Origin of the sequence: uncultured Megamonas sp. (assembly GCF_958438645.1) — a bacterium.
GTDB lineage: Bacteria > Bacillota > Negativicutes > Selenomonadales > Selenomonadaceae > Megamonas.
In genome coordinates, this window is the sequence record NZ_CAUBSM010000009.1 from 58,120 (window position 1) to 78,911 (window position 20,792).

The 20,792-nt window shown below is 30.7% G+C and carries 17 protein-coding genes; 10 read left to right on the top strand and 7 right to left on the bottom strand.

Annotation, left to right across the window (positions count from 1 at the left end):
- Positions 1 to 33 precede the first annotated feature (33 nt).
- Positions 34 to 825, top strand: coding sequence for a hypothetical protein (locus tag Q5I67_RS07645; protein WP_302486922.1), 792 nt, complete (start codon positions 34 to 36; stop codon positions 823 to 825).
- On the opposite strand, the gene Q5I67_RS07650 is transcribed toward Q5I67_RS07645, so the two are convergent.
- Together Q5I67_RS07650 and Q5I67_RS07655 are read right to left on the bottom strand one after the other, a co-directional pair.
- On the bottom strand, positions 817 to 1,113 hold the full coding sequence (locus Q5I67_RS07650) for a hypothetical protein (protein WP_302486923.1): 297 nt from the start codon (positions 1,111 to 1,113) through the stop codon (positions 817 to 819). The two genes, Q5I67_RS07645 and Q5I67_RS07650, sit on opposite strands and share 9 nt — an antisense overlap.
- On the bottom strand, positions 1,110 to 2,096 hold the full coding sequence (locus Q5I67_RS07655) for a DNA cytosine methyltransferase (protein WP_302486924.1): 987 nt from the start codon (positions 2,094 to 2,096) through the stop codon (positions 1,110 to 1,112). Before Q5I67_RS07655 ends, Q5I67_RS07650 begins: the two co-directional genes overlap by 4 nt.
- Before the next feature lie 146 nt (positions 2,097 to 2,242).
- On the opposite strand from Q5I67_RS07655, the gene Q5I67_RS07660 reads away from it, so the two are divergent.
- Positions 2,243 to 3,049, top strand: coding sequence for an HAD family hydrolase (locus tag Q5I67_RS07660; protein ID WP_302486925.1), 807 nt, complete (start codon positions 2,243 to 2,245; stop codon positions 3,047 to 3,049).
- Between the two features lie 30 nt (positions 3,050 to 3,079).
- Positions 3,080 to 3,931, top strand: coding sequence for a PHP domain-containing protein (locus Q5I67_RS07665; RefSeq protein WP_302486926.1), 852 nt, complete (start codon positions 3,080 to 3,082; stop codon positions 3,929 to 3,931).
- A 46-nt stretch (positions 3,932 to 3,977) separates the two neighbouring features.
- Here the strand turns inward: Q5I67_RS07665 and ilvA are convergent, their stop codons facing one another.
- The 3 genes from ilvA to Q5I67_RS07680 form a co-directional block, all read right to left on the bottom strand.
- Complete coding sequence (gene ilvA, locus Q5I67_RS07670; RefSeq protein WP_015563507.1) at positions 3,978 to 5,240, bottom strand: threonine ammonia-lyase; 1,263 nt, start codon at positions 5,238 to 5,240, stop codon at positions 3,978 to 3,980.
- 140 nt (positions 5,241 to 5,380) lie between these two features.
- Complete coding sequence (locus tag Q5I67_RS07675) at positions 5,381 to 6,394, bottom strand: M23 family metallopeptidase (protein WP_117585712.1); 1,014 nt, start codon at positions 6,392 to 6,394, stop codon at positions 5,381 to 5,383.
- Between the two features lie 142 nt (positions 6,395 to 6,536).
- A complete protein-coding gene (locus Q5I67_RS07680) occupies positions 6,537 to 7,538 on the bottom strand; it encodes a LacI family DNA-binding transcriptional regulator (protein ID WP_296898283.1) in 1,002 nt (333 codons plus the stop codon).
- Positions 7,539 to 7,798: 260 nt separating this feature from the next.
- Here Q5I67_RS07680 and Q5I67_RS07685 point away from each other — a divergent pair, with 260 nt between their 5' ends.
- The 5 genes from Q5I67_RS07685 to Q5I67_RS07705 are packed head-to-tail and all read left to right on the top strand — an operon-like array spanning position 7,799 to position 14,823.
- Positions 7,799 to 9,964 carry a PTS transporter subunit IIBC gene (locus Q5I67_RS07685; RefSeq protein WP_296898285.1) on the top strand — a complete coding sequence of 722 codons (2,166 nt, stop codon included), beginning with the start codon at positions 7,799 to 7,801 and terminating at the stop codon, positions 9,962 to 9,964.
- A 26-nt stretch (positions 9,965 to 9,990) separates the two neighbouring features.
- Complete coding sequence (locus tag Q5I67_RS07690; protein WP_302486927.1) at positions 9,991 to 10,821, top strand: endonuclease/exonuclease/phosphatase family protein; 831 nt, start codon at positions 9,991 to 9,993, stop codon at positions 10,819 to 10,821.
- 4 nt (positions 10,822 to 10,825) lie between these two features.
- On the top strand, positions 10,826 to 12,313 hold the full coding sequence (gene malQ / locus Q5I67_RS07695; RefSeq protein ID WP_302486928.1) for a 4-alpha-glucanotransferase: 1,488 nt from the start codon (positions 10,826 to 10,828) through the stop codon (positions 12,311 to 12,313).
- An 11-nt stretch (positions 12,314 to 12,324) separates the two neighbouring features.
- On the top strand, positions 12,325 to 14,589 hold the full coding sequence (locus tag Q5I67_RS07700; protein WP_302486929.1) for a glycogen/starch/alpha-glucan phosphorylase: 2,265 nt from the start codon (positions 12,325 to 12,327) through the stop codon (positions 14,587 to 14,589).
- 24 nt (positions 14,590 to 14,613) lie between these two features.
- Entirely contained in the window at positions 14,614 to 14,823 is a 210-nt protein-coding gene (locus Q5I67_RS07705) for a hypothetical protein (protein ID WP_115150833.1), read from the top strand.
- Positions 14,824 to 14,884: 61 nt separating this feature from the next.
- Here the strand turns inward: Q5I67_RS07705 and Q5I67_RS07710 are convergent, their stop codons facing one another.
- On the bottom strand, positions 14,885 to 16,804 hold the full coding sequence (locus tag Q5I67_RS07710; protein ID WP_302486930.1) for an aconitate hydratase: 1,920 nt from the start codon (positions 16,802 to 16,804) through the stop codon (positions 14,885 to 14,887).
- A 238-nt stretch (positions 16,805 to 17,042) separates the two neighbouring features.
- On the opposite strand from Q5I67_RS07710, the gene Q5I67_RS07715 reads away from it, so the two are divergent.
- On the top strand, positions 17,043 to 18,380 hold the full coding sequence (locus Q5I67_RS07715) for a citrate synthase (protein WP_302486931.1): 1,338 nt from the start codon (positions 17,043 to 17,045) through the stop codon (positions 18,378 to 18,380).
- 1 nt (position 18,381) lies between these two features.
- Positions 18,382 to 19,380: an isocitrate/isopropylmalate dehydrogenase family protein gene (locus tag Q5I67_RS07720; RefSeq protein WP_287529707.1), complete on the top strand. Its 999-nt coding sequence runs from the start codon at positions 18,382 to 18,384 to the stop codon at positions 19,378 to 19,380.
- Between the two features lie 73 nt (positions 19,381 to 19,453).
- Here Q5I67_RS07720 and Q5I67_RS07725 read toward each other — a convergent pair whose 3' ends face one another.
- On the bottom strand, positions 19,454 to 20,638 hold the full coding sequence (locus Q5I67_RS07725; RefSeq protein ID WP_302486932.1) for a pyridoxal phosphate-dependent aminotransferase: 1,185 nt from the start codon (positions 20,636 to 20,638) through the stop codon (positions 19,454 to 19,456).
- Positions 20,639 to 20,792 lie beyond the last annotated feature (154 nt).

Consider the following 20,792-nt stretch of genomic DNA (forward strand, 5'->3'; position numbering starts at 1 on the left):
CCAAATTTAAGTAGAAATGGAGCCTCTTTTTATATGTGGGAAGATTTTGAAATTAATTGCACTTCTTTTTTAAATAATAACTTTAATAGATATGCCACTTTTACTCATCAAGGTGGAGCAAATTCAACAAAACCAGATATTTTAGTAAAAACAAAAACTGGTAATACTTTTTATATAGAAGTAAAACAAAAAATAGCTCAATGTGGACAATTCGTCTTATTCCCTAATAATGTATCAAAAACATTCGAATATAGTATTATTAATAAAACACCAATAAACGCTTATACACAAAAAATAATAGAATATATGAATTCTAATTTTGATAAATTTAAAAATCCAACAGCTAAAGGAGAATCTATTCTTATAGAAAATAGTCAACATATTTTTGCTTCTTGGATAATTGAATTTTACAAACAAAAAAATGTTAAGTTTATTATAACTAATAATAATATAATTTTACCGCTCCAAAATTTAGCAAATTATTTCAACATTACAGCTAAATATAGAATCAAAAAAAGTGGTTCTTCTGATGTTCCCAAAAAATCTGTTAACAGTATTTTAAATTACTTAGAATCTAATAAATATAATATTTCTTCCAGTAAGTTTTTAAATAAAAAATTAATAATTTCTTCAAATGATAATTTAAATAAATTATCATTTAATATAGATAATATTCAATATATGTTTTCTCAAAAAAAAGCTTCAATAGAATATACAATAAAAAAATTATCTAATACAAAAAATGCTAATGTTATTTTTTCAATAACATTAGCCAAAAATGTAATTGGTATCTCTCATAATGAATTTATATCTTCACTACTTTAAGAATTCATCTAAAAATTTTATATATTTATTTAGAGCATAACTATATGTACTCATATAATATTTTCCTATTGGTAATTTTATATTTGAGTATCTTTTCATTTCTTCATTATTTCCCATTTTTTTAAATAAAGATAATAGATATCTACATCTATCCTTTTTATATTGTTCATTAATATCACAATAATTTAATTCTTTTTCTATTCGTTTAAGTCTTGAAATATAATCACTTTGTAGTTTTTTATTTATCCCTTTTTTATCTAACCAATTTCTAAAATCAAATTCATTCAATATTTATACTCCTTTATAACTTTTCCAATTTCGATACCAATATATTGTAATACATCTATTACTACAGAATTACCAAATTGCTGATATGCTTGATTAGGACTTTCTGATATTTTATATGAATCTGGGTATCCCATTATTCTAGCACATTCTCTAGGATGCAATTTTCTTGGTCTTCCATTTATTAAATAACCTCCTGTTTTTGAAAAAACACCGCCTCCATAAGCTGATAATGTTATAGCTGCACCTTTTGTACTATATATTCTTTCTCCCTGTCCACCTTTATTAACAATTCCTAATCTTATCGATTTATCGCTATAAGTATTATCAATTAAATCATTATAATAAATATCATCTCTTTTTATATATAAATCTTTTACCATAGTTTCATCTTTCAATAAAAAATCTTCCAAATGATGTATTAACTTAAATGGTTTGGGATATGAAAAACTTTTTATATTTAAATCCTTACGAAAACACACCATATATACACGTTCTCTTCTTTGTGGAATGCCAAAATCTGTTGCATTCAAAACTTTTTCATAGAAAGTATACCCTAAATCATCTATTATTCGTTTTACTATATTTAATGTCCTTCCATCATCATGAACTACAAAATTTTTTACATTTTCCATAAAAATAATTTTAGGTTTTTTCGCTTTAATAATTCTTGCTATATCAAAAAATAAAGTTCCTCTACTATCTTCAAATCCTTTTTGCTTTCCACTCACAGAAAAAGCTTGGCAAGGAAAGCCGGCACATAAAATATCATGATCAGGTATATCTTTTTCATTTACTTTAGTAATATCACCTTCTGGCAATTCTCCAAAATTTTCAGCATAAACTTTTTGAACAGCTTTATTCCATTCATTTGAATAAATACATTTTGCCCCTAATGATTCTAAAGAAAGTCTAAAACCACCTAATCCCGCAAATAAATCAATAAAAGTTAATCCATTTAATATTTTATTTTCTATTTTAATCATTATAATATATTCCTCTCTTTTTTATTAAAATTATAGCGCATAGCGCTATAATTTTGAAGTAAATATCTTTTATATTTATATCATTTATGATAAACTTTCTATATAAAATATTATTTTTACCAAAATTTGATAAAGGAGTTTGCTATATGATTAAATGGATTATCTCCGATATGGACGGTACTTTACTTGTTGAACCTAATAAATTACCTGATGATTTTGATGAAATTATGGCTTTATTAAAACAACATAATATTATGTTTTCACCTGCTAGCGGACGCCAATATCAAGCACTTGTTTCCCAATTTCCTAAATATAAAGATGATTTACTCTTTATTTCTGAAAATGGGACTTATGTCTGCCAACATGATAAAGAAATTTTTTCTGCTATATTACCAGATACTGCTGTACAAAAAATTATTGATGAAACTGCAAAATTACCAAAAGTAGAAATTGTATTAAGCGGTAAAAAAGGTGGCTATATCATCTCTCAAAATAAAGAATTTCATGATGAATTAAATCTTTATTACACTCAGTATAAAATTCTTCATGATTTTTCTGAAGTTGATGATGAAATTATTAAAATTTCTCTTTGCGATTGTTTTAATCGCGATTCTTTGAATAATATCTATAAAAAACTCTTACCACTAGCTGATGAAATGCAAGTAGTTTTAAGCAGTGATATATGGGTTGATATCATTCCTCTAGGCATTAACAAAGGTGTAGCTATCCAAAAATTACAGAAAAAATTAAATATAAAACCAGAAGAATGTGTCGCTTTTGGCGATTATTTAAATGATTATGAAATGATGCAATCTGTATATTATAGTTATGCTATGGAAAATGCCATTCCTGAATTAAAGAAAGTAGCTCGCTATATAGCACCACCAAATTATAAAAATGGTGTAGTTAAAACAATTCGTCAATTACTTGCTCAACAAGAAAGTAATCATTGATTAAATATCAAATAGAAAGAAGCTAATATTATGAAATTAGATTATCATATGCATTTTGAATATGGCTCTTATGATGAAAATTGGGTCAAAAGATTTTTTGATAGTGCCAAAGACCATGGATTGACAGAAATCGGCATCTCTGAACATAGCCATACTTTTCCTGAATTCAAAGATTTATATTATCAAGATTTAATTTTAGATGATAGCTTTGTAGGTAAATTCCAACAGCAATGGTTAAAGAAAAATAAATTCAAATACACTTTAGATGATTATTTTAACTTTATGGCTAAATTGCGAAAATTAGGCTATAAAGTTAAAACTGGAATTGAAGTATGCAATTTCCAAGACCAAGAAAAAGTAAAAAGTATTTTAGCACCATATGATTTTGATTATATCATTGGCTCTATCCATTTTCTTCATGGTTGGGCTTATGATTCTTCAGAAATAAAAGATGAATGGAATAATCACACTTTAGAAGAAATCTATGATTGGTATGCACAAGAAGTTGAAAAACTCTGTGCTAGTAAAATCTATGATGTTTTAGGTCATCCATTTAATATTCGTTTATTTAAAAATATACCAGATTTTGATGTTACACCTTATTTAGTTCGTGTAGCAAAAGCTGTTAAAGAAGCTAATATGGCTATCGATATCAATACTGGTACTTTATATCGCTATCCTATAGCTGAAATTTCACCATATCCTGATTTTATGAAAATCGCTGTAGAATACAATCTTCCTATTATCACTTCTTCTGATGCACATAAACCAGAACATTGTGGCAATCATATTGATGATGCTATTTCATATGCTAAATCTTTTGGCTATAACCAATCTATACGTTTTACAAAAAGACAACGCGAATTTGTAGAATTAGGCTAATATAATAAAAAAGACGATAACTTTTAATAGTTATCGTCTTTTTTTATTAATATATTTTCTTAACTTTAAAACCATGTTCATGTAAGCTATGAGTAATTTGTTGAATATGCTCTATACCATTTGTTTCTACAGTTACTTCAAGCACTACTTTTTTGAAGCTATCTGTTACTTTAGCCTGATTATGGTCTAATTTAATTACATTGGCATTTAAATCTGCTAAAATTTGAGAAATTGCCAATAACTGACCTGGTTTATCTGGAAGTTGTACGCTAAAGCAGAATACTCGACCACGAGCGATTAAAGCTTTATCAATAAGTGCTGAAATTGTAGAAATATCAATATTACCACCACTTACAATAGCAGCTACTTTTTTACCTTTGAATTGTAATTTTCTACTAGCTGCTAAAGATAATACGCCCGCACCTTCAGCAATCAATTTATGTTTTTCAATCAAAGATAATAAAGCTGACATAATTTCAAATTCAGAAACTGTGATTACTTCATCTACATATTTTTTAATGAATTCAAATGTTACATCACCTGGTGTTTTTACTGCTGTACCTTCTGCTACAGTATCAACGCTTGGCAAGGATACTACTTTATTTTCTTGAAGTGATGCTTTGATACAAGCTGCTCCACAAGGTTCTACACCGATTACTTTTACATGTGGATTTACCATTTTAGTCGCAAGTGCTACACCACTGGCAAAACCGCCACCACCGATAGGTACTAAAATCGCATCAACATCTTTTAAATCATCAATGATTTCTAAAGCTGTAGTACCTTGACCTAAGATAACTTCGATATCATTAAATGGGTGAATAAATGTATAATTGAATTCTTGTTGTAATTCTACTGCTTTTGCTGCCGCATCATCAAAACTATCTCCAGATAATACAACTTCTGCTCCATAAGCACGAGTTGCTTCTACTTTTAATAATGGAGTAGTTGCTGGCATAACAATTACAGCCTTAACGCCTAATTGTTGAGCTGCATAAGCTACACCTTGAGCATGATTACCAGCTGAAGCTGCAATTACACCATGAGCTTTTTGTTCTTCACTCAACTGACTAATGCAGTTATACGCTCCGCGAAGTTTGAAAGAACCTGTTTTTTGCAAGTTTTCAGGTTTTATATATATATCATTATGTGATAAATTGGAAAAATAATCACTGTAGATTAATTTTGTTTTGTATATAACACCATCTAAATTTTTAACAGCACGATATACATCAGCTATAGTTGTTTTTTCTACTATTTCCTGTGGTGTTAATTTTACTTCTACTTGCTCTTTAGCCAATAAAACCATCTCCTTTTTGTTTACTTAAAATTATGTAGATGTTTTCTATTATATCATAAAATTAACAACTTTACATATATAAAAAATTGTAAATAAAAAAAGTGATGAATTAAACTCCTATTTAGTCTAATTCATCACTGTTATTTTTATCAGTTAAATAAATATCCAGATGGGTCTACAGCTTGTCCATTTATGCGAACTTCATAATGTACATGAGGGCCTGTTGAAAAGCCTGTACTTCCCATGTAAGCAATAATCTGTCCACGTTTTACTTGTTGACCAGCAGATACTACTACATAAGAAGCATGTCCATAACGAGTCATCACTCCGTTGCCATGATCGATATCTACCATATTGCCATATCCGCCAGAATTCCAACCAGCAATGCTGACAACGCCATCAGCTGTTGCTCTAATTGGTGTTCCCATATCATTTGCAATATCAATACCAGGGTGGAAATCGCTACCACCCCAACGAAGACCATATGGTGAACTTACTACACCTTTAGCTGGCCAAATAGATGGAGTAATAGATATAGTCTGATTAGCAATTGCTACTTGCTGACGTTTCATCATGATAGCAGTCTGCAAACGTTTTTTCAATTCTTCCATATTATTTAGTTTACCATTCATTGTATTTTCTACAGTATCTAAGGTAAGACGTACATTTTCTATAGTAGGTGTTTGCGGATAAGGTCCACCTTGTCCATTTTGTTCTGGATTTACACTATCTCCATTATTACCTTCTGGAATTTCTATACCAGACAATTGTTTTAATTCATTTTCCAAATTATTTAATTGGTCCATATCTTCTTTTAAGCTATTAGCTTTTTTATCAAGTTCAGATAATTGTTGCTGTTGAAGTGCATTTGCTTCTTGCAATTCTTGTAAATGCTGTTTATCTGCTTGATTATTGAAATATACATAACCTGCAAAACTCAATGAACCAACGACTAACACTATCATAATAACTACAGATGCCATCACATATCTAAGCATATTTTTACTTATAGTAAATAATTTTACATCATCTGTTTTATTAGGTATGATTTTTATTGTATATTCATCATTTTTTACTACTTTTTTATCTTCTTTTATATCTTCTATTTCTGTTTCTGTATTATTTTGTTCAGTAGCTTGTTTATTTAACTCTTCCTGACTCAAAACTTAAACCTCCTGTATCTTTAAATAATAAATAATAGTAAACATTTATTTCCTAATTTCTTATTATAACATAAATAAAAAGCATTTTGCCCCGCAAATAGCCAAGCAAAATGCTTTTTTTCATTAAAATTCAATTAAGATTTTATCTAATTTCCCTACAACTTTCTCTTTTTACTAAAAAATACGGCACAATAATTTTTGTCGCAAATAAATTAGGATTTTCTATATGCTTACTAAGCTGAGAAGCCGCTTCTACTCCTAATTGATAAGCATTTATATCTATAGATGTCAATTGTGGATTCATCATACGAGCAAAGATAGAATTATTAAAACTTATGATGGATAAATCCTCTGGTACTTTTAAATTGCATGCAGAAATCAAATTACCTATAGAAACAGCTACAATATCATCATAAATCAATAAAGCAGTTGGTCGATTTTCACTAATTAGCAAATCTTTAAGCTTATTATATTTTTCCTCAGAATTCAATGCAAATTCTAAACAATAATTAGGATTATATTCAATATTATGTTCACTTAATGCTAATAAATATCCGGCTTTTCGATCGCTAGAAAATACCTTGTAATTATCTGTACCTATATAAGCAATTTTATTATGACCTAAAGATATTAGATATTCACATGCTTCTTTTGCAGCTTGCACATTATCATTATCTACATAAATAGTATCATTTATCATCTTTGTAGCTTTACCAATCAATACAAATAACAATTTTTGCTCATACATATAATTAATTATTGAATCATCTATATTTGAATATAAAAAGATAAATCCATCTGCCTCTGAAGCTTTTATACTTCTTATCAATTCTTCATCAGTTTCACCTGTTATTACTAATAAAGTATATTGCTTTTTATTACAATATTTACCAATTCCCTTTATAGCTTCTAAATAAAAAGGATTTTCATAAACATCTGTTTTACTTTTAGGAAATACTACACCTATTTTACACATACTAATATTCTGTTGTAAATTATTTTGCTCGTAACCTAATTCTTCCATCGCTTTTTTTACTCTATCCTTTGTTTCTTGACTAATCGATGGATGATTTTTACACGTTCTTGATACGGTTGATGGTGATACCCCAGCCAATTTCGCGACATCTTTAATTGTAACTGCCATAAAAATTCTCCTCTATATCTATAATAAAAAATTCGTCTTTTATATCTATAAATATTAAACCACATTTCTATATTTTACGCAACTATTTACGCAATTATTTGCATTTAAATTGCGTAAATTATTTTATTTTTAATGCAATTATTTCGTAAAATTTATTGCAATTTTTCGCAAAACTCTTTATAATAAAAATATAATCATTACTGAAGCGATTTTAAAGATATTTGCAATGTATGCAATAAAAATTATGAGGAAGTGTTTTTATGGAAAGTAAATCCCTACAACTTTTATCACCAATTACGGGAAAAACAATACCACTTACAGAAGTTCCTGACCCTGTATTTTCTACAAAAATGATGGGTGATGGTATTGCAATCATTCCATCAGAAGGTAAAATCTACAGTCCTGTTGATGGTGAAATCACTATGATTGCAGCAACAAAACATGCCTATGGCATCAAAGCTGATAATGGATTAGAACTACTCATTCATTTTGGCTTGGAAACAGTAGCTTTAAATGGTGAAGGCTTTACTGTTCACGTGCAAGCTGGCGATAAGATAAAAGCTGGCACATTAATTGCCGAAGTAGATTTTTCTTTCATGCAACAAAAAAATATCAATTTAATTACACCATTTATCATTTGTGGTGGCATGGAAAACATGACATTAAACTGTAATTACAACGAAGTAACTCATGGTGAAGATGCCATCATAACTTTAACCATGCAAACTATGCAAAATGTGCAAAATTCCATGCAACAAGAAACAACATCAACTGTAGAAGAAGCGCCAAAGAAAAAATTTCATATTGATTTTGATTTCTTACAAAAACTTGGCAAAGTGTTAATGACAGTTATCGCTGTTATGCCTGCTGCTGGTCTTATGATTTCTCTTGGTAAATTAATTCAAATGTGTGGTGCTGATATTTCCTTAATCATGATTATTGGTAACACTATGGAAAATATCGGTTGGGCAATTATCGGTAATTTACATATTTTATTTGCTGCTGCCATTGGTGGTTCATGGGCAAAAGAAAAAGCTGGTGGTGCCTTTGCTGCTATAATTGCTTTCATTTTAATCAATCGAATCACTGGTTCTATTTTTGGTGTAACTACAGATATGTTAAGCCAAGCTGACGCTACAACTTATACTTTATTAGGTCAAACAATTCCTGTTAAAGGCTATTTTGTTGAAGTTCTTGGTGCAGCCGCTCTCAACATGGGTGTATTTGTCGGTATTATTTCTGGCTTTGTCGGTGGTATTGTCTACAATAAATACTACAATTTCCGCAAATTACCAGATTGTTTAGCCTTTTTTAATGGTAAACGCTTTGTACCTTTAATGGTCATTATTTATTCCGTCGTAATTTCTGTAATTCTCAGTTTTTTCTGGACTTATGTACAAACGGGTATTAATAATTTTGGTATTTGGATTGCTAATTCATCTTCTACTTATCCTGTACTTGCTCCATTTATTTATGGTACTTTAGAACGTTTACTTTTACCATTTGGTTTACATCATATGCTTACCATTCCAATGAACTACACATCTTTTGGTGGTACTTATCAACTTTTAACAGGTGCAAATGCTGGAACTTTTGTATTTGGACAAGATCCTCTATGGCTTGCTTGGGCAAATGATTTAATCAACTTCAAAAATATGGGTGATATGGCTTCTTACAATCAATTATTAAACGAAGTAACACCTGCTCGTTTCAAAGTTGGTCAAATGATCGGTGCTACCGGTATGTTGCTTGGTATCGCCTTAGCTATGTATCATCGTGTCGATAAAGATAAACGTCATAAATATAAATCCATGTTTGTATCCACTGCACTTGCTGTATTTTTAACTGGTGTAACTGAACCACTTGAATTTATGTTTATGTTTGCCGCTGTTCCTTTATATATCGTTTATGCAATTCTTCAAGGTCTAGCTTTTGCTATGGCTGGTATTATAGATTTACGCCTTCATTCTTTTGGCAATATTGAATTTATCACTCGTATTCCTATGTCTGTAAAAGCAGGACTTACTGGAGATATTATTAACTTTTTAATTTGTATTGTAGCCTTTTTTGCTATCGGTTATGTTGTAGCTTATTTCATGATTGGCAAATTTCATTTTGCTACACCTGGTCGTTTAGGTAATTATGACAGTATAAACAATGATGAAGATAATTCTAAAACTACTGTACAAGGCTCTGCTCAAGCTGAAGCTATTATTAAACTTTTAGGTGGTAGAGAAAATATCACTCTCGTTGATGCTTGTATGACCAGATTGCGTGTAACTGTTAAAGATATCAATAAAGTAGCAGATTTAGATCAATGGAAAAAATATGGTGCTTTAGGTTTAGTAAAAAAAGATAATGGCGTTCAAGCTATTTATGGGCCTAAAGCCGATGTTTTAAAATCTGATATCAATGACATTCTTTAAATATATCAATTGACGAGGTAATTTATATGAAATTACTAACACTTAATTCTCACAGTCTTTTAGAGGAAGATTATCTTAAAAAAACACAGATTTTTGTAGAAGAGATTCTTAAAGAAAATATTGATGTCTTCGCACTTCAAGAAGTCAATCAATCACATGATGACAAAATCTTAGCTAAAAATCCTCATAACTATTATGGCACATCAATTTTAAAGCAAAATAATCATGCGCTATATATTGCTGATTTACTAGCTAAACAAGGTAAAAACTATCATTGGATTTGGGAAGATTGTCATCTTGGCTATGACATCTATGATGAAGGTATTGCTATCTTTTCTAAATATCCCATTATAGATACAAAAATAATTCCATTATCTAAAACACAAGATCATACAAATTATAAAACGCGTAAAGCTTTAGCTATTTGTTGTGAAGTAAATCAACAAAAAACATGGTTTATTTCTATGCATATGGGCTGGTGGAATGATGAAGAAGAACCATTTCAACGCCATTGGCAAAATTTAATTACATCTCTAAAACCAATTTCTCAAGATACTATTTTCTTAATGGGAGATTTCAATAATCGCAGTGATATCAAAGATGAAGGTTACAATCTTATTCTTAAAGATAAATGGTATGACTTGTATGAATTAGCTCAAATACGTGATGAAGGAATTACCAGTTCTTCTGGCATTGCTGGTTGGTTTTCTCAAAATAGTGAAGCTATCCGCATTGACTATATTTTTTGCAATAAAAAAATAAATGTACAGTCTCAAAAATCTATATTTACTGGCATAGATAAACCTACTATATCTGATCATTTTGCTGTACTAACAGAATGTACAAAAGGAGTATAAAATCATGAGAGCAAGTGGCATTTTATTACCAATCTTTTCCCTGCCTGGTGGTCATGGAATTGGTTGCTTTAATCAAGAAGCTTATAAATGGATAGATTATTTAAAACAAGCTAAACAAAGTTATTGGCAAATATTGCCTTTAGGTGCAACTAGCTATGGCGATTCACCTTATCAATCATTTTCTACTTTTGCAGGAAATCCTTATTTTATTTCTTTAGATGATTTAGTAGCTAAAAATTGGTTAAATATCGATGAATTACCAATTCAAGAAGAAAATACTACTATTGATTATGCAAACTTATATCATACACGTTTTGATTTATTGAGATTAGCTTTTGAACGTAGTCATATCACAGATAATCATGATTTCCAATCATTTATAAATAATGAAGCATATTGGCTAAATGATTATGCTTTATTCATGGCAATAAAAGATTATTTAAATGGAATATCTTGGCAACAATGGCCTGAAGATATCCGCCATAGAACAACAGATGCTACGAACTACTACACAAATAAATTACAAGAAAATATTACTTTTTATAAATTCCTTCAATTCATCTTTTGGGAACAATGGCAAAAATTAAAAGCTTATGCAAACAGTCAAGGTATTTCTATAATCGGTGATATTCCAATCTATGTAGCTTATGATAGTGCTGATACTTGGTCTAATCCTCATCTCTTTCAATTAGATGAAAATTTATTGCCAACAGCAGTTGCTGGTTGTCCGCCAGATGGCTTTTCCGCTGATGGTCAACTTTGGGGCAACCCTTTATATACTTGGGAAAGACATGCACAAGAAAATTTTTCTTGGTGGATATCTCGTATTTCTTGGTGCTATAAATTATATGATGTTGTTCGTATTGACCATTTCCGTGGCTTTGATGAATATTATTCTATTCCTTACGGAAATACTACAGCTAAAGGTGGTCATTGGGTAAAAGGCCCTGGAATAAATCTTTTCCAACAAATAAAAAATACACTTGGCAATAAAGAAATCATTGCTGAAGACCTTGGCTATTTAACTGACTCCGTTCGCCAATTAGTAAAAGATACAGGCTATCCAGGAATGAAAGTTTTAGAATTTGCCTTTGATAGTCGCGATTCTAGTGGAGCTAATAATTATTTACCTCATAATTACAATGAAAATTGTGTAGTTTATACTGGCACTCATGATAATGAAACAATGCTTGGCTGGTTTAAATCAATCTTGCCAGAAGAAAAAAATACTTTGCGTCGCTATTTATGTACTGATACTCAAGATGATTTAAAACTACTAGATAAAGCTATTTGTTTGGCTATGCAATCTGTAGCTAAAATGTGTATCATTCCTATGCAAGATTGGTTACAACTAGATAATACAAGTCGCATAAATAAACCATCTACACTTGGTGGTAATTGGTGCTGGCGCATGAATAATTCACAACTCAGTGAAAAACTAAATCAAAAAATTGCTTCTATTACAGCCACTTATGGTAGAGATAAAAAATAAGGAGACTATCTATGTTAACTAAATTAAATAATATATTACAAATTCAATTTCAAAAAAATATCGATAACTGTACAAATGAAGAATTATATATAGCCTTATTAATGTTAGTTAAAGCATTAAGCAAAAATCGTCCCCTCACACAAACTAAACGAAAATTATACTATATTTCTGCTGAATTTTTAATTGGTAAACTATTATCTAATAATCTAATTAATCTTGGTATTTATGATGAAATCAATTCTTTATTACAAGAACACGGTAAAGATTTAAGTATTATTGAAGAAATAGAGCCTGAACCATCTTTAGGTAATGGTGGTCTTGGTCGACTTGCTGCTTGCTTTTTAGACTCTATTGCTACACTTAATCTTTCTGGTGATGGTATCGGTTTAAATTATCATCTTGGTCTGTTTAAACAAAAATTTATCAATCACCTTCAAAAAGAAGAAGCTAATCCATGGTTACAAAAAGACAATTGGCTCAATGATACAAATATAGGCTTTGATATTCAATTCAAAGATTTTACTGTACATTCTCATCTTTATGATATTGATGTTATTGGTTATGGACAAGGACTGAATAAATTACATCTTTTTGACCTAGACAGTATCGATGAAAATATTGTTAAAGAAGGTATATCTTTTGATTTAACAGATATCAAAAAAAATCTTACTTTATTTTTATATCCTGATGATAGTACAAAAGAAGGTCAATTACTTCGCATCTATCAACAATATTTCATGATTAGCAATGCAGCTCAATTAATTTTAATGGAAGAAAAAGCTAAAGGTCATGACCTCAAAGACTTACATCAACATGTATGTATTCAAATCAATGATACTCATCCATCAATGATTATTCCTGAGCTTATCTATCGCTTATTAAAAGAGGGTATTCATTTAAAAGAAGCAGTGCATATCGTAACAAATACTTGTGCTTATACAAATCATACTATTTTAGCTGAAGCTTTAGAAAAATGGCCTATGGATTATCTCCGTCAAGTAGTACCACATTTAATTCCAATAATTGAAATTCTTGATACTGTTGCATTTACACGCAGTGAAGAAGAAGACGTCCAAATTATCGATAAAGAAAATCGTGTGCATATGGCTAATATGGATATTCATTTTGGCTATAGTATCAATGGTGTAGCTTCTTTGCATACTGATATTCTAAAAAATAGTGAATTAAATGCCTTTTATAAACTCTATCCGCAAAAATTCAATAATAAAACTAATGGTATTACATTCCGTCGTTGGTTATTACATTGTAATCATGAACTTAGCCAATATATTCAATCTCTAATAGGCAATAAATTTCTACAAGATGCTACAAAATTAAAAGAACTATTACAATATATTAATGATGAAAATGTATTATCTACACTTTTAAAAATTAAAGCTCATAATAAACAAAAACTCGCAGATTACATTCAAAAAACTATGCAAATCAGCATTAATCCAGATAGTATCTTTGATATTCAAATCAAACGCTTACATGAATATAAACGTCAACAAATGAATTTACTCTATATCATCAATTTACTATTAAAAATCAGACAAGGTTATCGACCAAAAACACCTATAACTTTCATTTTTGGCGCTAAAGCTGCACCCGCATATGTCATTGCCAAAGATATCATTCATGCTATTTTATGTCTTCAAGATATCATCGCTAAAGACTCTATTGCTAATAAATATATTCAAGTTGTCATGATTGAAAACTACAATGTTTCTCAAGCTGAAAAATTAATTCCTGCTTGCGATATTTCTGAACAAATTTCACTTGCTAGTAAAGAAGCTAGTGGTACTGGCAATATGAAAATGATGTTAAACGGCGCAATTACATTAGGTACAGAAGATGGTGCTAATGTAGAAATTCATCAATTAGTAGGTGATGATAATATCTATATCTTTGGTGAAAGCAGTGATAATGTTATCAATCATTACACAAAACAAGATTATAATGTCAAAGATTATTATGAAAATGATACAGAAATTGAAAATACACTTAAATTCTTGATTTCTAAAGAAATGCTTTCCATTGGCAATGCTGAAAATCTTCAACGTTTATACAATGAATTAAGTAATAAAGATTGGTTTATGACTTTACTTGATTTAAAATCATATATTCAAGCTAAAGATAAAGCTTTCCATGATTATTTAAATCGTCAAAATTGGGCAAAAATGTCTTTAACAAATATTGCTAACGCTGGCTATTTTTCTAGTGACCGCACAATCGCTGAATATAATAACGATATTTGGAAATTAGATAAATAATCTGCCACTAAATGAGGTGTCAATATGTCTTTTGATAATATAAAAATATATATGCAAAACGGTAAATTAACAGATTTAGAAATAAATTATTATATTAATAAATTAAAAAAAATATACCAAAGTAAAAAATTACAACGTATATCTTTTATTTTAGGCGAAGATTATATTGACTTAAGATATATGTTTGAAGCTTATCCTTTTGAAAGAATATGGCGAATCCCCTCTAAAAAATAATATAAAAAAAGGCTATCGTAAAAATTTACGATAGTCTTTTTTCTTATCTAAAATACAATATTTATTTACCCATTTTTATATAATTTAAACGGCCACCAGCCATCAAAATATCAATATCTAATTGAGATAATGCATGATTTACCTCAAAAGAAGTCTTCTTTGTAACATTTTCTACTGTCATTGGTTTTCCTGGTGCAAGCTGATGAAGATTGCTAATTTTTAATACATCACCTTCATCAATAGTATCATAATCTGCTTCATTTGCAAAAGTAAATGGTACGATACCAAAATTTATGAGATTAGCTTGATGTATACGGGCAAAACTTTTTGCGATAACAGCTTTAATACCTAAATACATTGGTGCAAGTGCTGCATGTTCACGGCTAGAACCTTGACCATAGTTTTGACCTGCAACGATAAAGCCACCGCCAACAGATAAACAATGTTGTTTAAATCCAGCTTGTACATCACGGAAAATAAATTCAGATATTTTTTCAATATTAGAACGGAATGGCAATACTTTTGCCCCTGCTGGAGCGATATGGTCTGTAGTGATATTATCTACTACTTTAATCACTACTTGTTTTTCTACAGTATCAGCAAGTGGAGTATTTTCTGGAAGTGGTTTAATATTTGGACCGCGAACGATTTCCACATTTTCAGGATGCTGTTTTTCTGGAGCAATAATCATGCTATCATCTACTAAGAAATGATCCGGTTCTGCTGGAATATCAAATTCAGCTTCTCTAGGATCAGAGATAACACCTTTTATTGCACTATAAGCAGCTACTTCTGGAGAAACAAGACATACATTAGCACTTAAAGTACCACTTCTACCATAGAAATTGCGATTGAAAGTACGAAGTGACCACGCATTTGTGATTGGAGATTGTCCCATACCGATACAAGGGCCACAAGTACATTCAAGCATTCTAGCACCACTAGAGATTAAATCAGTTAATGCTCCATTTTGAGAAAGCATAGTCAATACTTGTTTAGAACCTGGAGAAATACATAAGGATACATTTTCAGCAACTGTTTTATTTTTTAATATAGAAGCGACAATCATCATATCTCTATAAGAAGAATTTGTACAGCTACCAATAGCAACCTGGTCTATTTTTTTGCCGACAACTTCACTGATAGATTTTACAGCATCAGGACTATGAGGCATTGCAATCATTGGTTCCAAATCATCTAAATTAATTTCATATGTTTCATCATAAACAGCATCATCATCTGCACTTAAAGCTACGAAACAATCTTCACGATTTTGTTTTTTCAAAAATTCATATGTTACTTCATCACTTGGGAATATAGATGTAGTAGCTCCAAGTTCTGCACCCATATTTGTTATAGTAGCACGCTGAGGAATATTTAAAGTTTTTACACCTTCACCTGTGTATTCAATAACTTTACCTACGCCACCTTTTACAGTCATAAGCTGTAAAACTTTTAAAATGATATCTTTAGAACTTACACCTTTATGTAATGCACCTGTAAGTTTTACATTTACTACTTTTGGCATTTTTAAATTAAATGGACGTCCTGCCATAGCACAAGCAACATCAAGTCCACCTGCACCAATAGCCAATGCCCCAATACCACCAGCTGTAGGAGTATGAGAATCACTGCCTAATAAAGTTTTACCTGGAGCTGCAAATCTTTCCAAATGTACCTGATGGCAGATACCATTACCAGGACGAGAAAAGTAAATACCATGTTTGTTTGCTACTGTTTGTAAATATTTATGGTCATCAGCATTTTCAAAACCACTTTGAAGAGTATTGTGGTCTACATAGCTTACGGATAATTCGGTTTTAACTTGATCTACTCCCATAGCTTCTAATTGTAAATAAGCCATAGTTCCTGTAGCATCTTGTGTTAAAGTCTGATCAATTTTAATAGCTATTGGACAGCCACGGTCCATAGAACCTTCTTGTAAATGAGCTTTAATTATTTTTTCTGTTAATGTAGGCATCTCTTTAGCTCTCCTTTACTTTTTAGAATACATAAGAACAATATTTTCATTATAACACAATTATTAATGATTTGTGTATCAATACAGTAAACATTTTACATAAAAATATTGTATACAGTGTATATTTGACTTTTATATGAGATATTTTTTGTGCTATAATAGACAAGTATCTTTTTATATAATATGTTTTATAAGATCATTCTTAATATTATATTCAATAGAAAAGGGGAACTAGTCTATGGATAATACTTTCTTAGCCCAATTTTATGGGAAATCACAAAACTATACAGATATCCCTAATCATTTATATAAAGACTATAATGTAAAAAAAGGCCTTCGTAATGAAGATGGTACAGGGGTTTTAGTAGGTCTCACACGTGTCGCAGATGTTGTCGGCTATACATATGATGAAGACGGTACAAAAATAGATACTGAAGGAACTTTGTTCTTTCGTGGCATAGATATCAATGAAATAGTAAAAAATAGACATCATTTACGTTATATTTATGAAGAAGCTTGCTTCCTTTTACTTTTCGGTTATTTGCCAAAACAAAAAGAATTAGATAGCTTTTGTGAATTACTTCAAGAAAACTACGAGCTTCCTGATGATTTTCTTGAAATGAATTTACTCCGCATGCCGGGTAAAAATCTAATGAATAAATTACAACACGCAATTTTAACTCTATATAATTATGATGAAGACCCAGATAATACTGATGTTTATGAAACATTATTAAAAGGCATTCAAATCATGGCAAAATTGCCATCAATCGCATGTTATGCTTATCAATCTAAAATGCATTATTACGAACACAAGAGTCTTATCATTCATTATCCTCGCAAAGATTATTCTACTGCCGAAAATATTTTATACATGCTCCGCTCTGATACAAAATTCACTAAACAAGAAGCAAATCTTTTAGATATCATGCTCCTTTTACATGCTGATCATGGTGGCGGTAATAACTCCACTTTTACAAATGTAGTAATATCTTCTACAGATACAGATATTTATTCTGCTGTATCTGGCTCTATCGGCTCACTTAAAGGCCCTCGTCATGGTGGTGCTAATATAAAAGTAGCTTTAATGATGGATGCCGTTATCGCTGAAATAGGCTACACTCGTGATGATGCCAAAATCAAAGATATCGTATTAAAATTATTAAATAAACAATTCTATAATAAATCTGGTCTCGTATACGGTTTTGGTCATGCTGTTTACACACTTTCTGATCCACGTGCAGAAATACTTCGCCATTATTGTGGTATTGTCGCTCATGAAAAAGGCCGTGAAGAAGAATTTGAATTCTATTTACGCTTTGAACGTATCGTCAAAGAAACATTATTAGAAGCTAAAGGATTAACAGCTTGTGCAAATGTAGACTTTTACAGTGGTTTTGCTTATGATATGCTTGGTATTCCTCGCGATATGTTTACACCATTATTTGTTATCAGCCGTATGGTAGGTTGGCTCGCTCATAACTTAGAAAATAAATTATATGATGGCCGTATCATGCGTCCTGCTACAAAATATGTCGGTGAAATAAGTGAATATATACCTATGGAGGATAGATAAAATGACTAAAACTATTACTGTATTTAAAGGCGATGGCATTGGTCCTGAAATAACTGATGCTGTTTTAAAAATATTAGATAAAGCTGGTGCTGACCTTAATTATGAAATTTTTAATGTCGGTGCTAAAGAATATGAAACAAATGGTAAATTAATCCCTGATGAAGCATTTGCTTCCTTTGACAAAAACAAAGTACTATTAAAATCTCCAATTACTACTCCTATCGGTAAAGGCTTCCGCTCTTTAAATGTAACTTTACGTAAAAAATATGATTTATATGCTAATATTCGCCCTGCTAAATCAAATAATGCTGTAAAAACTGCGTTTAAAGATGTTGACCTAATTGTTTTCAGAGAAAATACTGAAGACCTTTATGTAGGTGTAGAAGAACAAATTGATGAAAATACTGTTCATGCTACAAAAATAATCACTCGCCATGCTAGTGAAAGAATTATTAAAGATGCTTTTGAATACGCTAAAGCTCACAATCGCAAAAAAGTAACTTGCGTACACAAAGCTAATATCTTAAAAATGAGTGATGGTTTATTCTTAAGCATATTCTACGATATCGCTAAAAATTATCCAGAAATCGAAGCTAATGATAAAATCGTTGATAATACTTGCATGCAACTTGTAATGAACCCTCAACAATTTGACATCATGGTTATGCCAAATCTCTATGGAGATATCGTATCTGACCTCACTAGTGGTTTAATCGGTGGCCTTGGTCTATTACCTTCTAGCAATCTTGGCAAAGATTATGCTATGTTTGAAGCAGTTCATGGCAGTGCACCAGATATTGCAGGTAAACATATAGCAAATCCTACAGCACTTTTATGGTCTGCTTGCATGATGCTTGAATATCTAGGTCAAAATGATGTTGCAAGTAAAATCAGAAAAGCCGTTGACGAAGTTTTAAATGAAGGTAAATATCTTACACCTGATTTACACGGCAACGCTACTACAGAAGAATATTGTGATGCGATCATCGCTAAATTATAAAAAATAAATTTAATATAATTATTTATAAAAAGACTACCTATAAAATATGATAATTTTTATAGGTAGTCTTTTTTTATCTCCAATCTATATTTTGAGCATTATTAACTTTTTTCTTTAGTGTTTCCAATCTTGTGAGTGCTTCATTAAGAGTTGCATCTTCTTTTGCAAAATGAAAACGAATTAAATTGTGTACATCTTCATGGAAGAAACTAGAACCAGGTACAGCTGCCACTCCTACATTTGCTGTCATCCATTCAGCAAATTTATAATCATCTTTTACGCCAAATTCTGAAACATCCATAAGCACATAATATGCCCCTTGTGGTTCAGTAAATTGAAAGCCTAAATTTGCTAATCCTCCCACAAAAAGTTTCTTCATATGCGTATAATGATCTTGAAGTTCTTTATAATATGCATCTGAAAAATTTAAACCTACCACAGCTGCTTCCATAAGTGGTGCTGCCGCACCAACAGTTAAAAAGTCATGAACTTTTTTAACTCGGTCAATGATATTTGGTGGAGCTATGACATATCCCAATCGCCAACCTGTAATAGAATACGTTTTAGAAAGTGAATTACATATGATTGTTCGTTCACGCATACCCGGCAACGTTGCCATATATACATGTTTATGCGGTGCATAAATAATATGTTCATATACCTCATCAGTAACAACGTATGCATCATATTTAATTGCAAGTTTAGCAATATTTTCAAGTTCTTTACGTGTAAATACCTTTCCGCAAGGATTAGAAGGATTACAAAGAATAAGAGCTTTAGCACCGCTACGAAATGCTTCTTCTAATAAATCTACGTCAAAATTAAAATCTGGTGGAACTAGCGGAATATATATCGGCTCTGCTCCAGAAAGAATTGTATCTGCTCCATAATTTTCGTAAAACGGAGAAAAAATTGCGACTTTATCCCCAGGATTTATAATTGACATCATTGAAGCCATCATTGCTTCTGTACTACCACAAGTAACAACAATTTCACTATCTGGATCGACTTTCATACCTGAAAAATGTTCATGTTTTTGTGCTAAAGCCTCGCGAAAATTCTGTGCACCCCATGTAATGGCATATTGATGTGGCCCCATCTTTGCCACTTCAGCTAATCTATCTGTAATTTCTTTTGGTGGTGCAAAATCTGGAAAACCTTGGGAAAGATTGACTGCATCATATTTATTAGCAATACGTGTCATACGTCGTATAACCGAATCACTAAAATTTGATGTACGTTTACTGAGTTCATACATACATATATCGCCTCACTAATCAATTAGAGTGATAGTCCATTATTTTTTATAATCAGGATTATCCTTTAATATCTTAATATATAATATTCATTAATAAAAATAAAGAAAAAAGCACTGAAATACTTCAGTGCTTTTTCTTAACTGGCAACTTCCT

Coding starts and splice junctions, on each gene's coding strand:
- Q5I67_RS07645 (WP_302486922.1), top strand. CDS start 34: ATGTGGGAAGATTTTGAAATTAATTGCACTTCTTTTTTAAATAATAAC.
- Q5I67_RS07655 (WP_302486924.1), bottom strand. CDS start 2,096: ATGATTAAAATAGAAAATAAAATATTAAATGGATTAACTTTTATTGAT.
- Q5I67_RS07660 (WP_302486925.1), top strand. CDS start 2,243: ATGATTAAATGGATTATCTCCGATATGGACGGTACTTTACTTGTTGAA.
- Q5I67_RS07665 (WP_302486926.1), top strand. CDS start 3,080: ATGAAATTAGATTATCATATGCATTTTGAATATGGCTCTTATGATGAA.
- ilvA (WP_015563507.1), bottom strand. CDS start 5,240: ATGGTTTTATTGGCTAAAGAGCAAGTAGAAGTAAAATTAACACCACAG.
- Q5I67_RS07680 (WP_296898283.1), bottom strand. CDS start 7,538: ATGGCAGTTACAATTAAAGATGTCGCGAAATTGGCTGGGGTATCACCA.
- Q5I67_RS07685 (WP_296898285.1), top strand. CDS start 7,799: ATGGAAAGTAAATCCCTACAACTTTTATCACCAATTACGGGAAAAACA.
- Q5I67_RS07690 (WP_302486927.1), top strand. CDS start 9,991: ATGAAATTACTAACACTTAATTCTCACAGTCTTTTAGAGGAAGATTAT.
- malQ (WP_302486928.1), top strand. CDS start 10,826: ATGAGAGCAAGTGGCATTTTATTACCAATCTTTTCCCTGCCTGGTGGT.
- Q5I67_RS07700 (WP_302486929.1), top strand. CDS start 12,325: ATGTTAACTAAATTAAATAATATATTACAAATTCAATTTCAAAAAAAT.
- Q5I67_RS07705 (WP_115150833.1), top strand. CDS start 14,614: ATGTCTTTTGATAATATAAAAATATATATGCAAAACGGTAAATTAACA.
- Q5I67_RS07710 (WP_302486930.1), bottom strand. CDS start 16,804: ATGCCTACATTAACAGAAAAAATAATTAAAGCTCATTTACAAGAAGGT.
- Q5I67_RS07715 (WP_302486931.1), top strand. CDS start 17,043: ATGGATAATACTTTCTTAGCCCAATTTTATGGGAAATCACAAAACTAT.
- Q5I67_RS07720 (WP_287529707.1), top strand. CDS start 18,382: ATGACTAAAACTATTACTGTATTTAAAGGCGATGGCATTGGTCCTGAA.
- Q5I67_RS07725 (WP_302486932.1), bottom strand. CDS start 20,638: ATGTATGAACTCAGTAAACGTACATCAAATTTTAGTGATTCGGTTATA.